General features: G+C 45.3%; 14 protein-coding genes and 1 pseudogene. 9 read left to right on the top strand and 6 right to left on the bottom strand.

Going from position 1 to position 17,619, the window contains the following annotated elements:
• The first annotated feature begins 175 nt into the window (after window positions 1-175).
• The 5 genes from H7T88_RS08810 to H7T88_RS08790 all read left to right on the top strand — a co-directional run bounded on the left by H7T88_RS08810 (window position 176) and on the right by H7T88_RS08790 (window position 5,279).
• Entirely contained in the window at window positions 176-589 is a 414-nt protein-coding gene (locus H7T88_RS08810; RefSeq protein WP_221788166.1) for a hypothetical protein, read from the top strand.
• The gene (locus H7T88_RS08805; RefSeq protein ID WP_221788164.1) at window positions 534-1,307 is read left to right on the top strand and encodes a HipA domain-containing protein; all 774 of its coding nucleotides are present in this window, start codon (window positions 534-536) and stop codon (window positions 1,305-1,307) included. Before H7T88_RS08810 ends, H7T88_RS08805 begins: the two co-directional genes overlap by 56 nt.
• 138 nt (window positions 1,308-1,445) lie before the next feature.
• Window positions 1,446-1,988 carry a CueP family metal-binding protein gene (locus H7T88_RS08800; protein WP_221788162.1) on the top strand — a complete coding sequence of 181 codons (543 nt, stop codon included), beginning with the start codon at window positions 1,446-1,448 and terminating at the stop codon, window positions 1,986-1,988.
• A gap of 238 nt (window positions 1,989-2,226) precedes the next feature.
• Window positions 2,227-3,228, top strand: a complete 1,002-nt coding sequence (locus tag H7T88_RS08795; RefSeq protein ID WP_221788161.1) for an ABC transporter substrate-binding protein — start codon at window positions 2,227-2,229, stop codon at window positions 3,226-3,228.
• A 2-nt stretch (window positions 3,229-3,230) separates the two neighbouring features.
• Window positions 3,231-5,279 (top strand): iron ABC transporter permease, encoded by a 2,049-nt coding sequence (locus H7T88_RS08790; protein WP_418792765.1) that lies wholly within the window; start codon window positions 3,231-3,233, stop codon window positions 5,277-5,279.
• 109 nt (window positions 5,280-5,388) lie between these two features.
• Here H7T88_RS08790 and H7T88_RS08785 read toward each other — a convergent pair whose 3' ends face one another.
• Window positions 5,389-6,573: an aminotransferase class I/II-fold pyridoxal phosphate-dependent enzyme gene (locus H7T88_RS08785; protein WP_221788157.1), complete on the bottom strand. Its 1,185-nt coding sequence runs from the start codon at window positions 6,571-6,573 to the stop codon at window positions 5,389-5,391.
• 93 nt (window positions 6,574-6,666) lie between these two features.
• The gene (locus H7T88_RS08780) at window positions 6,667-8,739 is read right to left on the bottom strand and encodes a methyl-accepting chemotaxis protein (RefSeq protein ID WP_221788155.1); all 2,073 of its coding nucleotides are present in this window, start codon (window positions 8,737-8,739) and stop codon (window positions 6,667-6,669) included.
• 217 nt (window positions 8,740-8,956) lie between these two features.
• Here H7T88_RS08780 and H7T88_RS08775 point away from each other — a divergent pair, with 217 nt between their 5' ends.
• Window positions 8,957-9,985: a leucine-rich repeat domain-containing protein gene (locus tag H7T88_RS08775; RefSeq protein WP_221788153.1), complete on the top strand. Its 1,029-nt coding sequence runs from the start codon at window positions 8,957-8,959 to the stop codon at window positions 9,983-9,985.
• A gap of 38 nt (window positions 9,986-10,023) precedes the next feature.
• Here H7T88_RS08775 and H7T88_RS08770 read toward each other — a convergent pair whose 3' ends face one another.
• Together H7T88_RS08770 and H7T88_RS08765 are read right to left on the bottom strand one after the other, a co-directional pair.
• On the bottom strand, window positions 10,024-10,743 hold the full coding sequence (locus tag H7T88_RS08770) for an SDR family NAD(P)-dependent oxidoreductase (protein WP_090915079.1): 720 nt from the start codon (window positions 10,741-10,743) through the stop codon (window positions 10,024-10,026).
• A gap of 184 nt (window positions 10,744-10,927) precedes the next feature.
• Window positions 10,928-11,296, bottom strand: coding sequence for a winged helix-turn-helix transcriptional regulator (locus tag H7T88_RS08765; protein ID WP_154957853.1), 369 nt, complete (start codon window positions 11,294-11,296; stop codon window positions 10,928-10,930).
• Between the two features lie 199 nt (window positions 11,297-11,495).
• Between H7T88_RS08765 and H7T88_RS08760 the strand changes: the two genes are divergently transcribed.
• Window positions 11,496-12,026, top strand: a complete 531-nt coding sequence (locus tag H7T88_RS08760) for an NAD(P)H-dependent oxidoreductase (protein WP_154957852.1) — start codon at window positions 11,496-11,498, stop codon at window positions 12,024-12,026.
• A 139-nt stretch (window positions 12,027-12,165) separates the two neighbouring features.
• Here the strand turns inward: H7T88_RS08760 and H7T88_RS08755 are convergent, their stop codons facing one another.
• Complete coding sequence (locus tag H7T88_RS08755; RefSeq protein ID WP_221788150.1) at window positions 12,166-13,731, bottom strand: glycoside hydrolase family 43 protein; 1,566 nt, start codon at window positions 13,729-13,731, stop codon at window positions 12,166-12,168.
• A 46-nt stretch (window positions 13,732-13,777) separates the two neighbouring features.
• Window positions 13,778-15,718: a carbohydrate-binding protein gene (locus tag H7T88_RS08750; RefSeq protein WP_221788148.1), complete on the bottom strand. Its 1,941-nt coding sequence runs from the start codon at window positions 15,716-15,718 to the stop codon at window positions 13,778-13,780.
• A gap of 777 nt (window positions 15,719-16,495) precedes the next feature.
• Between H7T88_RS08750 and H7T88_RS08745 the strand changes: the two genes are divergently transcribed.
• Together H7T88_RS08745 and H7T88_RS08740 are read left to right on the top strand one after the other, a co-directional pair.
• The gene (locus H7T88_RS08745; protein ID WP_221788147.1) at window positions 16,496-16,855 is read left to right on the top strand and encodes a hypothetical protein; all 360 of its coding nucleotides are present in this window, start codon (window positions 16,496-16,498) and stop codon (window positions 16,853-16,855) included.
• A 33-nt stretch (window positions 16,856-16,888) separates the two neighbouring features.
• Window positions 16,889-17,619, top strand: a pseudogene (locus tag H7T88_RS08740) (collagen-like protein); the annotation flags it as partial.

Raw genomic sequence — 17,619 nt, 5'->3', positions numbered from 1 at the left:
ATATACAAATAGTTAAAATATTTTAGAGACAACAACAGTCGTAATTTCCTAAGGGAAATACGGCTGTTGTTTGTGTTGTCTAAAGTAAAGGCATGTATTCATAAAAAAATAAATCATAAATAAATGTTATAATAATGTCGAATCATGACGTTATGTATTTTTAGGAGGGTATTGGATGAAACATATAAAACATTTAATTTCTCCTGCTCTTGAGTTTGAGGTTTTGGAGCATGACGATGTAATTGCAAAAGTGAATGTCGATTATGTTAATCAAAAAGTTGAAGTATGGCAAGATGAAGATGTCTCTCCTGTTTTCTTGCCTTTTCCCAATAAGCAAAAGATCAGTGTAGGGGATGTGTTGGATTACTTTGAATCCAGATGTTTTCCTCGAACCAGACATCATGCTGATCAGATTCTGCAATCGCTAGGACTGAAAGAATACGTTGCTTCAGACATTGTAAAACAAACACATGGTGTATTGTATGATGACTATATCTGGATTAGATTTTCTAATGAGGAGTTGTCTTGTGCCGATGTCCATCCCCGTTTTGCAAGTGAGCAAGGATTTACGACAGACATTTGTGAGTAGCAGTAAGGGTGACCAGTTGAAATGGAAAATTGAAAACAAGTGGGGGAAAGCAGATAAATTTGGTTATGAAGGATTAGCAGAGTGGGTAGCTTTTGAGTTAATCAGTCGATCAAATATTCCCCTTCAACTCAGGGTACCTTATAAAAGATGTGTTTTGGTTGAAAATGGGGTTAGCTATCAAGGATGTTATTCAGAAGATTTTCTTCTCCCAGGTGAAAGTATTATAACGTTACATCGTATATTGGAAAGTTACGGTGTTAAATTCGATGAGTTGCAACAAGGTCGAGGGACAAGAGATTCTGTACTTTTATTGATTGAATTTCTAAAAAGTGTATTAAAAATAGATACATTAGAGTACTTTTCAATGATGCTGCCATTGGATGCAATTTTATTAAATGAAGACAGACATTTGAATAACATTGCTTTTATACATGGAACTAAAGGATACAGATTGTGTCCACTTTTTGATCATGGTCTAAGCCTTCTTTCAGATACATCTGACTATCCGCTCCACATGCCTACGAGTGTTGCATTACGTAAAGTTAAAGCAAAACCGTTTAGCAGTGACTTTTCAAAACAAGCACGTGCACTGGAGACCAGCATTCAATTTAATCGAATCTCTGTGATGGAATTCATTGAAGAACATGATAACGAACTGGGAAGAATTGCACAGATTTTGAAATCACAGATCAAAAAGTATGAGCACTTGTTCGTTTAAATGCTGTATATTTAGTAACCAATTTTCGAACTCAATCAAAGAACCAAAAATGTGAATATATGGTGAAATGATCTATTGAATTCGTCCGGGATATCTCCTTTTCTTATATAATTAAAGCAATAAGAAAGGGGTTGCCAAATGAAAAAATCGTTATGGATTATTGCCAGTGTGGCACTTGTAATCGTACTCGGAACATACTTGATCGCCAATACGGCAGGCCAAAAGAAGACCGAACGGGCGGATGCACCGGATATCCGAAAGCTGGTTGAAGATATCAGTACAGGCCGAGAAACACCGCAGTCTGCTTCAATCAGTGCCACAACGTTAACCGTGACAGATGCAGGAAACCAGAAAACGTCCTACGATTTGCCAGAAGATGAATTTTTCCTCTCCATTGCTCCTTATGTAGACCAGACACATCCCTGTGAGATTCATAGTTTAACGGGTTGCCAAGGAGAGATGGCGAATGAACCATTCCGTGTGACGCTACATGATTCCGAAGGCAACACCTTGATGAAAGATGAAGTGTTGAAGTCCGGTGCCAATGGATTTATGGATTTGTGGGTACCACGTGATAGAACGTATTCAGTCCGTATTGTTCACGGCGGAAAGGTGGCTGAAACACAATTATCTACATACAAAACGGATCAGACCTGCATTACGACAATGCAGTTAATCTAAGCTGAGGTTCAACCCGAACAAGTATCAAGCCAAGAATAGGCAGATCAACATACGAACTAATGTTATAAAGATACGATAAAGACAAGGAAAGGCTGGCCTACAGGGCATGTCTTTCCTTTTTCTGATGTCATTAAAGAATGTGAAAATTATGAGGCAACGTTGACAAAAAAGAATAGCATGGGTGATAATGATAATTGTTATCATATAAATACATACAAACATAGAGGAGATTAGAGATATGAAAAAAGGGTTACATGCACTATTCATCATGATGGCATTTGTTTTAGTTCTGGCGGGATGTGGTAAAAATGCCACAACAACAGAACCAACTAAAAATACGGTTTCGGGCGGTGCTCCTGCTGAAGAGTCTGCTGGACCGGTTACTGTCCAAGATAATCGTGGGGAATTTACATTGGACAAGCCGGCTAAACGTGTCGTGACATTGGAATGGACATATACGGAGGATGTTGTTGCTCTAGGAGTTCAGCCTGTCGGTAATGCAGATAATGCCAACTATAAAGTGTACGTAACGGACCAAGCTGCTCTGGATGACAGTGTTACGGATATTGGAACACGTAGCGAGCCTAATATGGAGGCTATTGCAGCACTCAAGCCGGATCTCATCATCGCCAACGCAGACAACAATTCGAATGTGTATGAACAGTTGAAAGCTATTGCTCCAACACTGGAGTTTGATCCATATAACGGTGATGGTTATAACTATGACAAGATGACGACCATTTTTAATACAATTGCAACTGCTTTGGGCAAAGAAGATAAAGCAAAAGAAGTGCTCGGCAACTTGGATCAGCATTATGCAGAAGCCAAAGAAAAGCTGGCTGCAGCAGGTAAAGAAAACTTTCATTTTGCACTAACACAGGCATTTACGTATCAAAATGCAGCTTCCCTGCGCATGTTCAGTGACAACTCGGTTGTAGTGGGTACGTTGAACAAAATTGGCATGGTGAATGACTGGCAGCCGGATAAACTTGAAAACTACGGTTTCTCTACAGTTGGGATTGAATCTTTATCGACAGTGCAAGATAGCAATTTTATCTATATTACACAGCCAGACGACGATGTTTTTGGTACAGCGATGAAAGATAATTCCGTTTGGAAAGGTCTGAACTTTGTGAAGGAAAAGCGCATCTATCAACTGGGAAGTACGACATGGACATTTGGCGGCCCGATTTCTTCCAAGGTATTGGTAGACGGCGTGGTTGAGGCGATTACCAAATGAGTCTGACTCAACAAGGAACGAAGCCAGCAACGAACTGGCGAATGATAAGCATCTATGGGGGCGGTCTAACCGCCCTTATCGTGCTTTTTTTTGTAAGTCTGTGTTATGGTGAGGCAGCAATTTCGTTGCATGACGTTTGGGGCGCGCTTACAAACAGACAAGACACACTCGAACATAACATGGTATGGGATCTGCGTATGCCGCGCACCGCAATTGGTATTCTTGCAGGAGGTGCACTGGCAGTTGCCGGTGCATTGCTACAGACGATCACTCGTAACCCGCTTGCGGCTTCGGATACACTCGGGATTAATGCCGGAGCGTATTTTGTTGTAGTGCTTGGGGTTATTCTATTTCCAAATATACTCAGCCAGTCCCCGTTTCTTTTTGCCGCCATGGGAGGTCTGCTTGCAGCATTCGCAGCTTATTTTATGGGCGGTGGACGTACGTCAACGCCGGTACGACTAGCGTTATCGGGTATGATCGTGTCCATGGTGCTAGGTTCATTTACAAGTGCCTTGCATATTTTTTTCTCAATGGAAACTCAGGGCTTATTCCTATGGGGTTCAGGGACCCTAGTCCAGAATGATTGGACAGGTGTGAACTATGTCTGGCCTTGGGTTACGGGAGTAACGCTGCTTGCGCTTATTCTGTCCAAACAGTGGGATATGTTGGAGTTGGATGAATCAACCGCCTCTTCTTTGGGTCAGAGAGTTGGACTTGCTCGAACAGGTGGGCTGATCATTGCCGTTATTCTGGCTGCCGTGATCGTCAGTGTAATTGGGCCTATCGGCTTTGTAGGTCTGGTTGCTCCACATCTGGTTCGTCTGAGTGGAGTTCGCTCCAATCGGCTTTTAATTCCGGGTGTATTCATCTGGGGGGCAGCGTTGCTGGTGGGGGCAGATGTCATTGCCAAGATGATACATAACTCCAGTATGGAATTGCCAACCGGTGCTGTGATGGCGATCATTGGTGCACCTTGGCTGATCTGGCTGGTGCTGACTCGCATGAAAACAGGAAATGGTGCTGGCATGACGACATCGATGAGTACGGGTGGGCGAGTACGGCGTTTTGCCTTTACACCTATCGCTATTCTGTTTTCTGCCATTACGATTATATTGCTGCTGCTCAGTACGATGTTCGGTGGAATGCGTATTCCACTAGCCGACCTGCTACCGAGTTTATTTCAATCGGATGGGTTATTCTCTGGAATTGTACAGCTTCGAATCCCTCGTACCTTGGTGGCTGCAGGAGCAGGGGCGGCTCTCGCCATCAGCGGGGTGTTGATCCAGATGGCTGTACGTAATCCACTCGCTGATGCATCGATTGTAGGTGTATCTTCCGGTGCGGGACTTGGTGCCATGATGGTGTTCATTCTATGGCCTGGACTGCCAATGTATGTGTTGCCTCTTGCAGCCATTGCAGGTGCCGCTATTGCCGCTGCGGTTGTATTCTCGCTTTCTTGGAAAAAAGGATTGAATCCTTCCGCCGTTGTATTGCTGGGCATTGCCATGTCGGCCATTGCTGGCGCAGGTATACAGATTCTGATCGTACGCGGTGCCGTGTACGGTAGCAGTGGTTATATCTGGCTGACAGGCAGCACGTATGCCCGTACATGGGACCAGGTCAAAGTAATCGGTATATTCCTGCTCATTTTGGTGCCAGTGGCCTGGTGGCTTGCTCGCAAGTTTGAACTGCTTGTCTTTGACGACAATAGCGCTTCCGGGCTTGGGATGAATGTACGTCGTACTCGCTTACTGGCAATGACTGTAGGAGTACTGCTCGCGGCTGGTGCGGTCGCTTGTGTTGGAACAGTTGGATTTATCGGCCTGATTGCACCACATATGGTTCGGCTGCTGACAGGACATAAACTGAGACAGTCGATGTTTCTGTCCGCGCTGGCTGGAGCCGTGATGCTGGTGCTCGCAGATACGATTGGCAGAACGGTGATGGCGCCAACGGAAATACCGTCAGGCATTCTCATTGCGATCATCGGTACACCTTACTTCCTGTATCTGATGTACCGATCGAACTGGCGCAAAGCAGTGAAGTAAAGGTTGAAGTAAAAAAGCACCAAACCCGAATCAGAAGGGTTTGGTGCTTTTACTTTTGTTTCAAAACAAATCTGTATTACATGCCACACTACATCCTAAAAACTACAATCTACCTGCTTAACTCTTCAGGAATCAACATACCGCTCGCTTCTACGTAGTGAAGAGCTTGTTGCAGTTGATCCATATCCTGAACGAGAGCAAGTCTGACGTATCCTTCACCTGAAGGACCAAAGGCACTGCCTGGTGTAACAATGACACCTGCCCGTGTGACGAGATCGGTGGCAAATTGCTCTGAGGTGTCATAATGTGCCGGGATTCGTGTCCAGATGAACATTGTAGCTTCGGGTTTGCTGATCGGCCATCCTAATTTGGCAAAACCTTCGCAGAGCATGTCCCGTCGTTCTTCATAGATGGATCTTACTCGCGCTACATCACTTTGGTCACCTGAAATGGCCGCTATTGCTGCCTTCTGAATCGGGATAAACATACCGTAATCCATATTGGATTTCAGCTTTTTAAGCATGGAAACAACTGCCGAATTCCCCATACAAAAACCGATTCGTGCTCCAGCTAGCCCATACGTTTTGGACAGGGAGTTGAATTCAATGCCTACATCCATGGCACCGGGAAAGGCCAGAAAACTACCGCATGTTTGTTGGTCAAACACAAGCTCGCTATACGCGTTATCATGCAATACGATAATATCGTATTTCTTGGCAAAAGCGATCAAATCCTCATAAAAAGAATCTGGAGCCATCGCTGTTGTTGGATTGTTCGGATACGATACAAGCATGAACTTAGCCCGTTCGGCTATTGCCTCAGGGATGTCTTGCAATTGGATAACATAGTTGTGTTCCTCTTTTTGCGGCATATAATATAACTCAGCCCCAGCCAGAAGGGGGCCATCTGCAAACACCGGATAACAAGGATCAGGTACAAGAACCAGATCACTTTCATCGACAATCGAGAGAGAGATGTGCGCAAGTCCTTCCTGCGAGCCGAGTAGCGAGCAGATTTCTGTCTCCGGGTTCAACTCGACTTGATATCGCTGCCTGTACCAGTCACTTGCCGCCTGAAGAAGTTCCTTCTGGTCGTTTACAGCATAGATGTAATTGGCCGGATCAGCGGCGGCTTCACCGAGTGCTTTCATAATGTGCGGAGCCGGCGGGATATTGGGTGTTCCGACGCTAAGATCGATGACAGGTTGCCCGTTGTCCAGCCGGCGGCGCTTTATGTCCAGCAATTTGGTGAAGATGCCTTCACTAAAGTGATCCATTCGTTTTGCAAATCTCATGATAAGTCCATCAGCCTCCAGTGCTCTTCGTACGCATGTATTTAATAATAAATGGATCGCGTACAAAAGAGAAGAGCAGGAGGGGAGTACAGCTTATTCCACTTTAAAATGACTCAATTCTTCCTGCAGTTTAGCAGAGAGTTGATTCAACTGATTGGACAGATCCGCCACTTGTTGAATACTTTCCAGTTGTTCCTGTGTGCTTGCGCTGACTTCTTCCGTGGAGGCAGAGTTCTCTTCAGTAGTGGAAGAGATGATCTCCAGCGCCTGAAAAATCTCATCTTTGTGCTGATGCACACTAGAGGTGCTGTTCGTGATCTGTGCCATACGCAGCTTCAGTTCTTCCAAATCTTTATTGATGTTGTAGAACACCTGCTTGGTGTCTTCTACAGACTTGGTATTCTCTTCGGCAATTTTCATTCCTCGCATCGTGTGTTCTACAGACAAGGATGTTTTCTCTTCAATGACACTTACTTTTTTGTTAATCTCCTCTGTAGCTTGAGCCGTTTGTTCTGCCAGTTTGCGAACTTCTTCTGCAACGACAGCGAATCCTCGGCCATGTTCCCCGGCGCGTGCAGCTTCAATAGAAGCATTAAGCGCAAGCAAATTGGTCTGAGAAGCAATTTGTTTTACCGTATCTACAAAACTGGAAATCTCATTCCGGCTCTGATCGATCTCTTGAATAATGGAAGAGATGGATTGAGTGGAACTGTGGTTCTCCGCAGACCATTTGGACAGTTGCTCCACAACCGCAAGTCCTTGGCCGCTTTGATCAACAGAGGTTTGCACCATAGACCCCATCGCTTGTGCATCAGCGGCAATTTCATCAATTTGGCTTGATAATGAGCCTGTTTTACGTAAAATGTTCTCCGTTTCAATCGACTGATAATTGGTTGCATTCGCGATCTCATTGATCGCCGTAGATGTATCGTTCATGGTTACAGCAGTTCTGGAGGATATCGACTGCAAGTCATTGGATGAATGATTCAGCACTTGAGCAGAATTACCAACAATCTTCAACATGTCTTGAATCTTCTTCACCATGGAGTTCAGGCCAGTCGCAATTTGCCCAATCTCATTATTGGATTTGATATCCAGTTCAACGGTTAAATCACCTTGCTCAATCTGTTTGATCTTACTAAGTAGCTGCGGGATGGTGCGCAATAGACGACGAAGCGTAATGTAACTGATAATGACCAAAAGAATTGCAGCTGCAGCAAAACCGCCAAGGGTAATCCAGGTGAATGTTCTGAGTTCTGCTAAAACTTCTTTCTCCGTAATCGTCAGACCTACGGACCATCCCGTGTCTTTACTGGTTGCATACCCGACGTAACGACGTTCCCCATTGTCGTTGATCAGCTGTATACCGGATTCACCAGCGATCATTTTTTTACCGACTTCTCCCATATCACCTGTAGTGTTCTTGATATTTTCCTTCAGAACTTTACTCTCGTCCGGATGATACAGAATATCCCCATTCTTGGATAACAATATGGAATACCCGGTGCTACCCAGAGAGTAACTCTCCATAATACTCGGGATGTTACTAAACAGAATATCTGCTGCGGCAAAACCGATCATGTTGTTGTTATCATCCTTGATTGGATAAAAAATACCCATGAGTACTTTGCCTGCCGAAATGTCAATGTACGGATCAGAAAAATAAAGTCCATCGGTGTCTTTCACCGGTTGGTAGTAAGGGCGTGCCTGGATATCGAAATCCGGTGCTGAAACGACCCCGTCATTTTGTATCCAGAAGCCTTTACCATCCATACCGCCAATCCAAGCATCGTTGAAGGAGGGCTCTGCCTCTACAATCTTGGCCAGTGTATCCCTTGTTTCTGCAGCATAAGTAGAAGTGGCTGCTTCTGCGGCTGATTTCGTTGTTTCTATGTATTGCCTGAATAATTTATTAGTGGACATTTGTTTAACGAGTGAGCCTTTTTCCTTGAATAGGGCATCGAACTCACTGACAATCGCTTGTGTTTTGGTCTGGAGCATGGATTCCTGCTGTTGAACCAGAATGTTCCGTGTACTTGTGAACATGAATGTTCCGAGTACAGCGAATACGACAACAATAATGATGAGTAGCACAAGAGCCAGTGTGTTCGCCATACTGGATGTACGAGCTCCTGTTTTCCCCCGCCTTTTTAAAGTCTTTAACATATTCCATCTCCCCAGATTCTTAATAAGAAGTTCCCAACTCCTGAGTTATATGTCGGCATATAATATAGATTTATGTATATTTTTGTCGAATGAAAAAAAATTTAATGAAAAGCCAGAACATCGTTGGGTGGTTCGTTTAGGGAAGGTTGTTTATAATGGAATGAAATGGAATGGAGTTAGGATAGGATGTAAACCAGATGGAATGGGAGGATGGCAAATGACCTCGATTTGGCATGCTTCGATACAGGGAATGCCATGGAATGAAGAAAAAATGAACCAGGCGGTGCAGCATTTGCGCCGTAGGGCAACGGTTCATTATCGTGTTGGCGTGGATACGTATGAGGATTTGACCGAATTGGATATGAACGTTTTTGCAGCCAGGCATGATCTGATTCTTCATATTTCGAATGCGGATCCTAAAGCGGAGTATCCATCGAGCTTTCTTGGGCGATTAGCGCAGTTGAAACATGTATCCGCTTTACAGCTGGACTGTGCACAGGTGCAGGATCTGACAATTCTCGGAGCGTTGAAGCAACTGGTATTTCTGAGAGTGAATTCACCCGCCAAAGCGATCGATCTGAGTTTTATCGAGCACTATCAACAGTTAACGTATCTTGAACTGCACGGTAAATGTAAAGGCATGACCGTGATAAGAAAATGTCAAAGTCTAGAGACCGTCATCCTGAACTGCCCGGTGGACTGTCTCGAGATTTTAACAGAATTGCGGAAACTACAGTATGTGTCCCTTGATCATTGTGAGTTAAAGAGTGAGCTTGATGTACTGGCACAGTCCACCATTCGGATGCTCAAGCTTAGCTCGGTGCGGAAATTGATGAGTATCCAGGGACTAGAGCAGATGCACGGACTTGAGTATTTGCATGTATCCTTGCCGAAGCTGGAACAATGTTGTGATTTCTCGCAGATGCCCCGGCTCAGACAGCTTGAACTGGTTTACATGAAATCGCTTCAAGATATCGACTGTTTATGGACAGCCCGTGCACTGGAAGTCTTGGAGCTGAAAGAGATCAATACAGCTATCAAAGCCGCTTCATTTGTTAGACTGGCAGAGCTTGAACGGCTTCGGCAGGTGGATTTCCGCTTTATTGACTTTAATAAAGGGCGCATTGCAGCCATACGGGAACAGCTGATCCAACAGGGGAAGTCACATATTATCTATGAACATATTCCTGAACAACAAAGAGTACAATCGATGGCGATCGAACATTTATCTCAATATTTAATGTGAAGAAACGCGAATATAATACAATAGATCAATCCTGTTTACTACGTATTGATATCCGTAAGGGCAGGAACGTTAATCTCTTTCACACAGGCTGCATTGGACAGGCTGACGATACACCGGACGATCGAAACCATGTCTTGAAGCGGAATGCGCGTTCCGCCATACTCGGATAGTGCGCGTTCCATTCCTTCTTCATAGGGGATTTCTGCTGCCAGTTCTCCCGGATTAATGCAGGTTACGGCGATGTGATCCCGCCGGGTATGTTCTCTCAATGCTTCTGTAATTCCACGGATCGCAAATTTGGAGGCAACAAAAGAAACCTGAGTATTCCCCGCATTGCTTAGACCTGCTGTAGAGCCGATGAGAATGATCTTGCCTGCGGCAGACTTGCGAAGCTGAGGCAGTAGAGCTTGGATGCATACAATGGTGGACGTTATATTCACATGGATCAGCTCTTGAATATCGGAAGGCTCATCCTGATCAAAGGTGTAGTGTTCCTCAAATCCTTCCTTTTCCCAAATACCTACGTTATAAATAAGCACATCCAACGTTTCGTTGCGTAGCTGCTCTGCAATCTGTTTGGCAGCCTGAAGCTCCGAGAGATCGGCCTGAATCCATACGCGCTGTACACCGTCCTCCAGTTGCAGACTTTCTGGTTTGCTGCGGGATACAACCCACACTTTATCTCCTGCCTGCGGCACCCCGCGGACAAATGCGTCTCCCAATCCTTTACTGGCACCAAATACAATATATTTTTTCATACGTAAAAACCTCCTGATGGCACAGATGGGATTCATTACTCCAGCGTCCTGTTTGCTATGGCAAAGGCGTTACTTCAAATGAGTGTGGTATAAGAGGAATCCAACCTACATCAAAATTAATAATTATAATGATATTTTACTATATAAGAGGGATATGGGAGATGAAGGTTACATGAGAGATGCTTCATTCGTAGAGCTCCGTTTGTTCATCAGATAACAAAACAATGTCTTCTCCTCGTTGCTGCCTGAGCGCAATATTATCTCTTCCCCAGGTACACATCACATCCACAATTGTATTTGCTGTCACACCATATTCCGTAAGACTGTACTCCACCTTGGGCGGCATTTGCTGATAAACATGTCTTGTGACAAGACCATCGCGTTCTAGTTCGCGTAATTGTTGAATCAGTACTTTTTGAGAAATGCCGGGCATGCTGCGCTCTAATTCTCCTGTTCTTTTGACACCGGACATTAATAAACAGATGATGATGGCTTTCCACTTACCGCCAATGATTTCGAGTGTGGCTTCAATGCCCAAACGATATTCCTTCATTCATATCACCTCGTTGTATTTATACGTATTTACAGGGATAACTATTTATTTTCTCACAGTTACAAAACAGAAGTCCATACACACCTTGAGGTAAGTATCTTACTTCATTGTGTGTATTTTCTTTTAGGGTGACGGGGTGGATAATGATCCGTATATCAAGGAAAGAAATCAAATTGTTTTGGAGAGAGGAAGGCATGCAATGAAAACACTGGTTATTCTGGCACATCCGAATATGACAACTTCAAGAGTGAATCGCCGCTGGAAAATGGAGCTGGAGCAGCACCCAGATGAGGTGAATATCCACGAATTATATAAAGCTTATCCTGACTGGAACATCGACATTGCTCACGAACAGGAGCTACTGGAGGCACATGATCATATTATCTTGCAGTTTCCGTTCTATTGGTACAGTTACCCGCCGTTACTCAAAAAATGGCTGGATGAAGTATTCACGCATGGATGGGCTTATGGATTAAAGGGCAATCGATTGCATGGAAAGCAGATGGGACTGGCAATGACAATCGGGGATCAGCGGGAGAATTACGGAAAAGGACAGCCGGTAGGTTTTAGTGTAGAAGAACTGATTGCACCGTTCAAGGCAAGCATGAATCATGTGGGCGTTACTGCACTGCCGCATTATGCTGTCTTTGGTGCCTCATTCCAGGCAAGTGATGAAGAGATTAACCACAGTGCTGAAGCGTATATCCAATATATTAAAGCGTTCAAGTGAGATGTTTCCGTAAAAATAATGAAAATGACCTGGCTCCGCACATAGCGGAATTCCAGGCCACAGTTGTACTTCAAGTGTACTTCAAGTGTACCTCGATTCGCAGTACTGATTCTAAAGATCAGCAGTACGTTCATCACGCTTACTCCACACGGAAGAAGTCAAAATCAGCGTAGCCTCCGGTAGATTTGGTTGCGTAGTTAAACAATGCAAAGCGATAACCCATAAAGTGTGGCAACGTATAGGACATCTGTAGCGTATTGCCAATGGTTGTCCAGTTCGTTCCATTCAGACTATAAGCAAAATAGGCTTTATCTGTCTGATTGGTGAAATCACAGATGACCCGCAGATAAATTTTATTCTGGTTCAGGGGCACACTTGCCACCTCTGTCATCGTGCCGGAACTGGCATTTGTCATTACGATTGACTTGGTATTGCCTGTCATCTTGACGCCTACAAAGCCATATTTGGCCTGAAAAGCGGCTAGGCCGGCATAATCGCCATCCTTCATACCTGCCGTTTCCAAGCCGGTAATGCCTGTACTTTTTGGCCCAAACGTGCGTTGTGTCAACGTATTGCGAGCCTCCAATATATTTTTGCTGAGCTTGCCTGTGGTCAGCCGCATGAAACCTGGACGCTGGCTCAAGGACCATTTTGACGGGTCAGGATTATGATTCCACTGCCAGAACTTCGAGAGAATAGATGTGCCCGAAGGCGCATTAAACTCATCTGAACCGAAGATTTTAGCGGCTGGCTGTCCTTCCACAGGCATGTTCATCGTCAATGGAACTTTGCCATTCACCCCGAATACGGGCCAGTTATCCGACCAGGTTACCGGTACCAGATATGGAATGCGTCCAACGGCTCCTCGGTCGCGAAACAGGAAACCATACCATGCACCAGAAGCGGTATCCACGATACCTCCTTGCGCGATGCCCGAATCTCTGAGCACCACTTTGCCAGTATACGGCCCTGTCAATGAGTTCGCACGATAGGCGAGCTGGATTCGTCCATCACCGGCAGGCCAAGCAATCAAGAAGACGTAATACATGCCATTAATCTTCTGAATGTGTGCGCCTTCTGCCTTTACAATCATATTGGAGCCAGCGATATGACTAGCATTCGGGATCAGCACCTGATTCAGGCCGCCGGATTTCACAGCTTTGGCATCAGGTGTTAACTCAACGATGCTGATGTTATCACTGCCGTGGACAAGAAACGTACGGTTTCCGTCAAAGAGCAGGGAGGGATCATGGTAATAACTGTTCAACGTGTAAGGCGTCCATGGTCCAGTTTCGATGTTACTAGTCTGATAGATGTACGTTCTTCCTGTGGAAAGGGAACCGAATGCGACGTAGTAGGTGCCATTGTTGTAGCGAAGGCTACTGGCCCAAGATCCGCGCCCGTATTCGTTCTGACCGTTATTCAGGTTCTGTACATCACCGTTGCCAAGTGTGTCATATACATAGTTCACAATGCTCCAGTTGACCAGATCGGTTGACTTCATGACAGGAACGCCCGGGTTCATATGCATGGTGGTACTGGTCATATAAAAGGTATTGCCCACGCGGATGACATCGCTGTCCGGCACATCTGCATAAATGACCGGATTGTTAAACGTTGCCGCAGAGGCAGACTGCGGGGTCAATGGCAATGATGTTAACAGCAGAGGAAGTGTGAGCAGGAGCAACCCGATTTTTTTCCACATAACTAACCCTCCTGGAATGTCAAAATCGACAGATCATTATGAATGATTACGAAATTTCAAGATAATCGATGTAAGCATCCCAGGTACCATTATCCGTGGTCACAACCAGTTTGATTTCCTGATTCCCTGTGGCATGTGTGATGTTCGGCAAAGTTTGTACCGTTGGCTGTGTTCCGGTAAAAAAGAACGAACCAGCGGTTACCCCGCCAATAACCAGATCAACACGGGCTGTACTATTGTTGTTGGAAGCCCCGCGAAGAGAGAACTGATGTGTAGGGTTAGCAAAGAATTGATTGTAAGACGCAGAATCATTGTTAGCATAGAGCGCCACACCGTTAAAAGGAGAACTAATCAACCCGGCATATTGACCGGCAAGGGTCATGCTTTCCGCTTCAACGCGAGTCACGTTTGGATTTGGATTAGGGTTTGGATTTGGATTGGGGTTACCACCGGAACCGGAAGTAAACTGCCAGTAATCCAGATTGAACAGATTTCCGTTACCTGAGCCTGTAAATACCAGATACAGATGATGACGTCCTGTTGTGTTGGTGATATTGGTTTCGAGCTCACGCCAGTTCTGCATGCCACCTGTTGAAGTAACGTTAAGCGTGCCGATCAGAGTACCTGTCGGGCTGCCAAGGCGGAGTTCAATGTTACCATTTCCGGTAGAAGCTACGTTGGCCTTGAATTTCGATGCACCTGTTGAACCAAAATCCACATTACTAACAGCGACCCAGTCCCCATTATTGATATTCGTCACATTTTGGTTGGCCGTTGGTCCACCGCTTGCTTGAGTCGGCTGTGTATTGATGCCAGCTTGCCAAGCAATGGTCTCGGCTTCCACTCTGTTATACGGATTAAGGTTAGCTGTCTGAGGCACACCGGTCATGTTCCCCTGCACTTCCTGAATCGATCCGTCTGCGTTATGTGTCAGTCTGTTGATGTGGGTAGAACGGTATCCTTTGCCATCACCGAGGAAGGCTTTACTCACTGTTTGTGCATGATATGCGATATACCATTGGTTATTAAACTGGAACACGGCATGGTGGTTGTTACCGCCTACACCGAAGAATGCCCCCGGATTTTTGAGGAAATGTCCTTTGTATGTGAAAGGCCCCATCGGGCTGTCACTTACCATATATCCGATTTCACCTTTTGGGTAGGCTGCCGGATGGTTTCCAGCAAAGTTGATGCAATATGAATAGTAATATTTGCCGTTGTACTTATGAATACCTGAATCTTCGAACAGATAAGGTGCGTCAATGGTCGTGGCACTACCAACTACACTGGTCATATCGGCGCCAAGACGAATGACACGTGCTGTTTTTGGATTTGCAATGGAAGCTGCATTATTTTCGTTCGGAATACCGCCGCCTGCATACAGATAAGCGGAGCCGTCGTCATCAACAAGCACAGCTGGGTCAAAGAGCCAAGTTACACCCGACATGCCAGGCGTTCCATGTGTGACAAGCGCACGTCCGAGTGGATCAGACCAAGGGCCGATTGGAGAATCAGCAGTCAGAACACCGATACCTGCACCCGAGTTGGCGAAATACAGGAAAAACTTATCTTTGCCCGCGATGGTTTTCTTGGCCATCGCTGGTGCCCAAGACTGGCTTGCCCATCTGGCAATGCCTTGTCCATTGTTGGCATTGTTTGCACCGGCTACCGGAATGTAGCCGTGGTCGGTCCAGTTCACCATGTCAGCCGAGGAGATCACGCTGATTCTGCCGATGGTGCCGTAGTTGTTTTCGCGAACAGATCCGTCGTTGTTGTAGAGGTAGGTATCCCCTGTCATATATACGTAGACCCGATTGTTGTGAACGAGTACGTAAGGATCAGCTCCCAATTTGTGATCGACGAGCGGATTGGCATTCACAGGCGTCTTGGCAACAGCATTATTTGCTGCATAGCTTGACTCGGCAGGTAGAGTGGAAAAAATCAAAATTAGTGACATCAGCAGAGCTAATGGTTTACGGATCTTCATACGTTCGCCTCCATTGAATTAGTATGGAATAGTGTTATTGAGTGTTACGCTGAATGGTTGAACAGAGCTGTTTGATGAGGGAGCTACAGTGAGAAGAACAAGAAGAATGATGAGTAAATGTTCTTTATCACACCTCCTTTCAAAGAAGAGATCGATTGAATCGTTCATGTTTGTGATCTATGGCTTAAGCCATACAACCTGTACAGAGAATAGCTATCTACTGTAGCAAGTTGACAGCGGTAACCCAGGAATAGGGTGGGGGAAGTACGAACTTGTGTGTGAAAAAGTATATAATTTGTCCTGTTGTTTAATGTAATCGCTTTCAATAGAATGGTTTTAAAAAGAAAAAACAGAGTTGTGACTCGTTTTATGTAATTATTTTTCATTTTTGTTTAAAAATGTTTTTGTATTTGACGATATCATATCACATTTCTGCCACAATACAATCATTTTCTATCAAAATTTGTAAGAAAAAGTTAGGTGGAGGTTTATTCATTTGTAAGAGTGACATCAATAAGATGTATCCAATGGTGGCCGTAGCTCCTTCATTTCATGAGGAACGGTCATTTTTGGGTTGAAATAAGCACGGATTATACATATTTGCAAGCTCAGTATGGATGAAGTTTTAGGTATTAATGGCACTTATGGCTTGATAATGGTGAACTGTCCCCTGTCTATGGTCCACACCGCTGATCTAGTGAATGAATATGACTAATATGTGATCCATGATGTCAAGTAATGCTAGAGTAAGAGGTTCACAAAAGGTGGGATGGGAAAATGGCTATATTATCAACTGGACCGATCGAAAATAATGCCGTTTCCGGGGTTAGACCGACACAACAGGTAACGATCAGATTGGTGAGCCGGGCTGCTGTAGATGCGGTAAGTGTATCCGTTCAGGGTTATGTGCTGAGTACAACAAGAACGCTGTATGTAAGTGAAGTGATCAGTATTGCACCAAATAAAGCAGTGACCCGAAATTATTTTGCAAATCTAGATGCTTTTGAATTTGTGTTTGGATTAAGCGATGAACGAGTGGGAGACGTCGGAATTTCAGTGTGGGGCAAAGATGCGTCAGGTCAATTGGTGGATGCACACCGGGTAGTGGAGCACGAACAAACAGTTAAAGATCTGTAGAAAATACTTTTTTCGAAAGAAGGGAATGTAGCGATGAGCTTTTTATCGACAGGGCCGATCGAAAATAACGCTGTTAGTGGTGTTAGACCAACTCAATCCGTAACGGTTAGAATTGATAACCGCAGTGAAGTTACATCCTCAACTGTACAGATACAAGGGTATTATATGAGCGGCGGATTGAGAGTTTTGTATGTCAGTGAATCTTTGGACATCGCACCAAATCAAGTGATAACGAACAACTATTTTGCCAATCTGGATGCCTTTGAATTCACGTTTACTACTACAGCGACGGTTAATGATCCTCTTCAAGTCTCCGTATGGGGAAAAAGCAGCACAGGCTCTTTGGTAACAGCACATCGTTTAGTTTCTTCTGAGTTGCTGGGGGAAACTCCGAGTATGACAGGAGTCACAGGCGCAACCGGTGCTACGGGAGCGACGGGTGTGACTGGAGCTCAGGGAGTAACCGGGGCGACAGGTCCGACTGGTGCAACCGGAGCGACGGGGCCAGCAGGAGCAACCGGGGGAGCTACGGGAGCAACAGGAACAACGGGTGCAACCGGAGCGACAGGTCTAGCAGGAGTAACGGGTGCAACCGGAGCGACAGGTCTAGCAGGAGTAACGGGTGCAACCGGAGCGACAGGTCTAGCAGGAGTAACGGGCGCGACCGGAGCCACAGGTCTAGCAGGAGTAACGGGTGCAACCGGAGCGACAGGTCTAGCAGGAGTGACGGGTGCGACCGGAGCAACAGGTCTGGCAGGAGTGAC

Origin of the sequence: Paenibacillus cucumis (ex Kampfer et al. 2016) (assembly GCF_019748695.1) — a bacterium.
Taxonomy (GTDB): Bacteria; Bacillota; Bacilli; order Paenibacillales; family Paenibacillaceae; genus Paenibacillus; species Paenibacillus polysaccharolyticus.
The sequence above is the reverse complement of the archived record's forward strand: the minus strand, read 5'-3'. Positions and strand labels throughout refer to the sequence as shown.

Bases quoted from the DNA above. Each gene is read 5' to 3' on its own strand.
- H7T88_RS08760 (WP_154957852.1), top strand. From the start codon at position 11,496: ATGAAAACACTGGTTATTCTGGCACATCCGAATATGACAACTTCAAGA.
- H7T88_RS08755 (WP_221788150.1), bottom strand. From the start codon at position 13,731: ATGTGGAAAAAAATCGGGTTGCTCCTGCTCACACTTCCTCTGCTGTTA.
- H7T88_RS08775 (WP_221788153.1), top strand. From the start codon at position 8,957: ATGACCTCGATTTGGCATGCTTCGATACAGGGAATGCCATGGAATGAA.
- H7T88_RS08805 (WP_221788164.1), top strand. From the start codon at position 534: ATGTCCATCCCCGTTTTGCAAGTGAGCAAGGATTTACGACAGACATTT.
- H7T88_RS08785 (WP_221788157.1), bottom strand. From the start codon at position 6,573: ATGAGATTTGCAAAACGAATGGATCACTTTAGTGAAGGCATCTTCACC.
- H7T88_RS08745 (WP_221788147.1), top strand. From the start codon at position 16,496: ATGGCTATATTATCAACTGGACCGATCGAAAATAATGCCGTTTCCGGG.
- H7T88_RS08770 (WP_090915079.1), bottom strand. From the start codon at position 10,743: ATGAAAAAATATATTGTATTTGGTGCCAGTAAAGGATTGGGAGACGCA.
- H7T88_RS08795 (WP_221788161.1), top strand. From the start codon at position 2,227: ATGAAAAAAGGGTTACATGCACTATTCATCATGATGGCATTTGTTTTA.
- H7T88_RS08750 (WP_221788148.1), bottom strand. From the start codon at position 15,718: ATGAAGATCCGTAAACCATTAGCTCTGCTGATGTCACTAATTTTGATT.
- H7T88_RS08810 (WP_221788166.1), top strand. From the start codon at position 176: ATGAAACATATAAAACATTTAATTTCTCCTGCTCTTGAGTTTGAGGTT.
- H7T88_RS08765 (WP_154957853.1), bottom strand. From the start codon at position 11,296: ATGAAGGAATATCGTTTGGGCATTGAAGCCACACTCGAAATCATTGGC.
- H7T88_RS08800 (WP_221788162.1), top strand. From the start codon at position 1,446: ATGAAAAAATCGTTATGGATTATTGCCAGTGTGGCACTTGTAATCGTA.
- H7T88_RS08780 (WP_221788155.1), bottom strand. From the start codon at position 8,739: ATGTTAAAGACTTTAAAAAGGCGGGGGAAAACAGGAGCTCGTACATCC.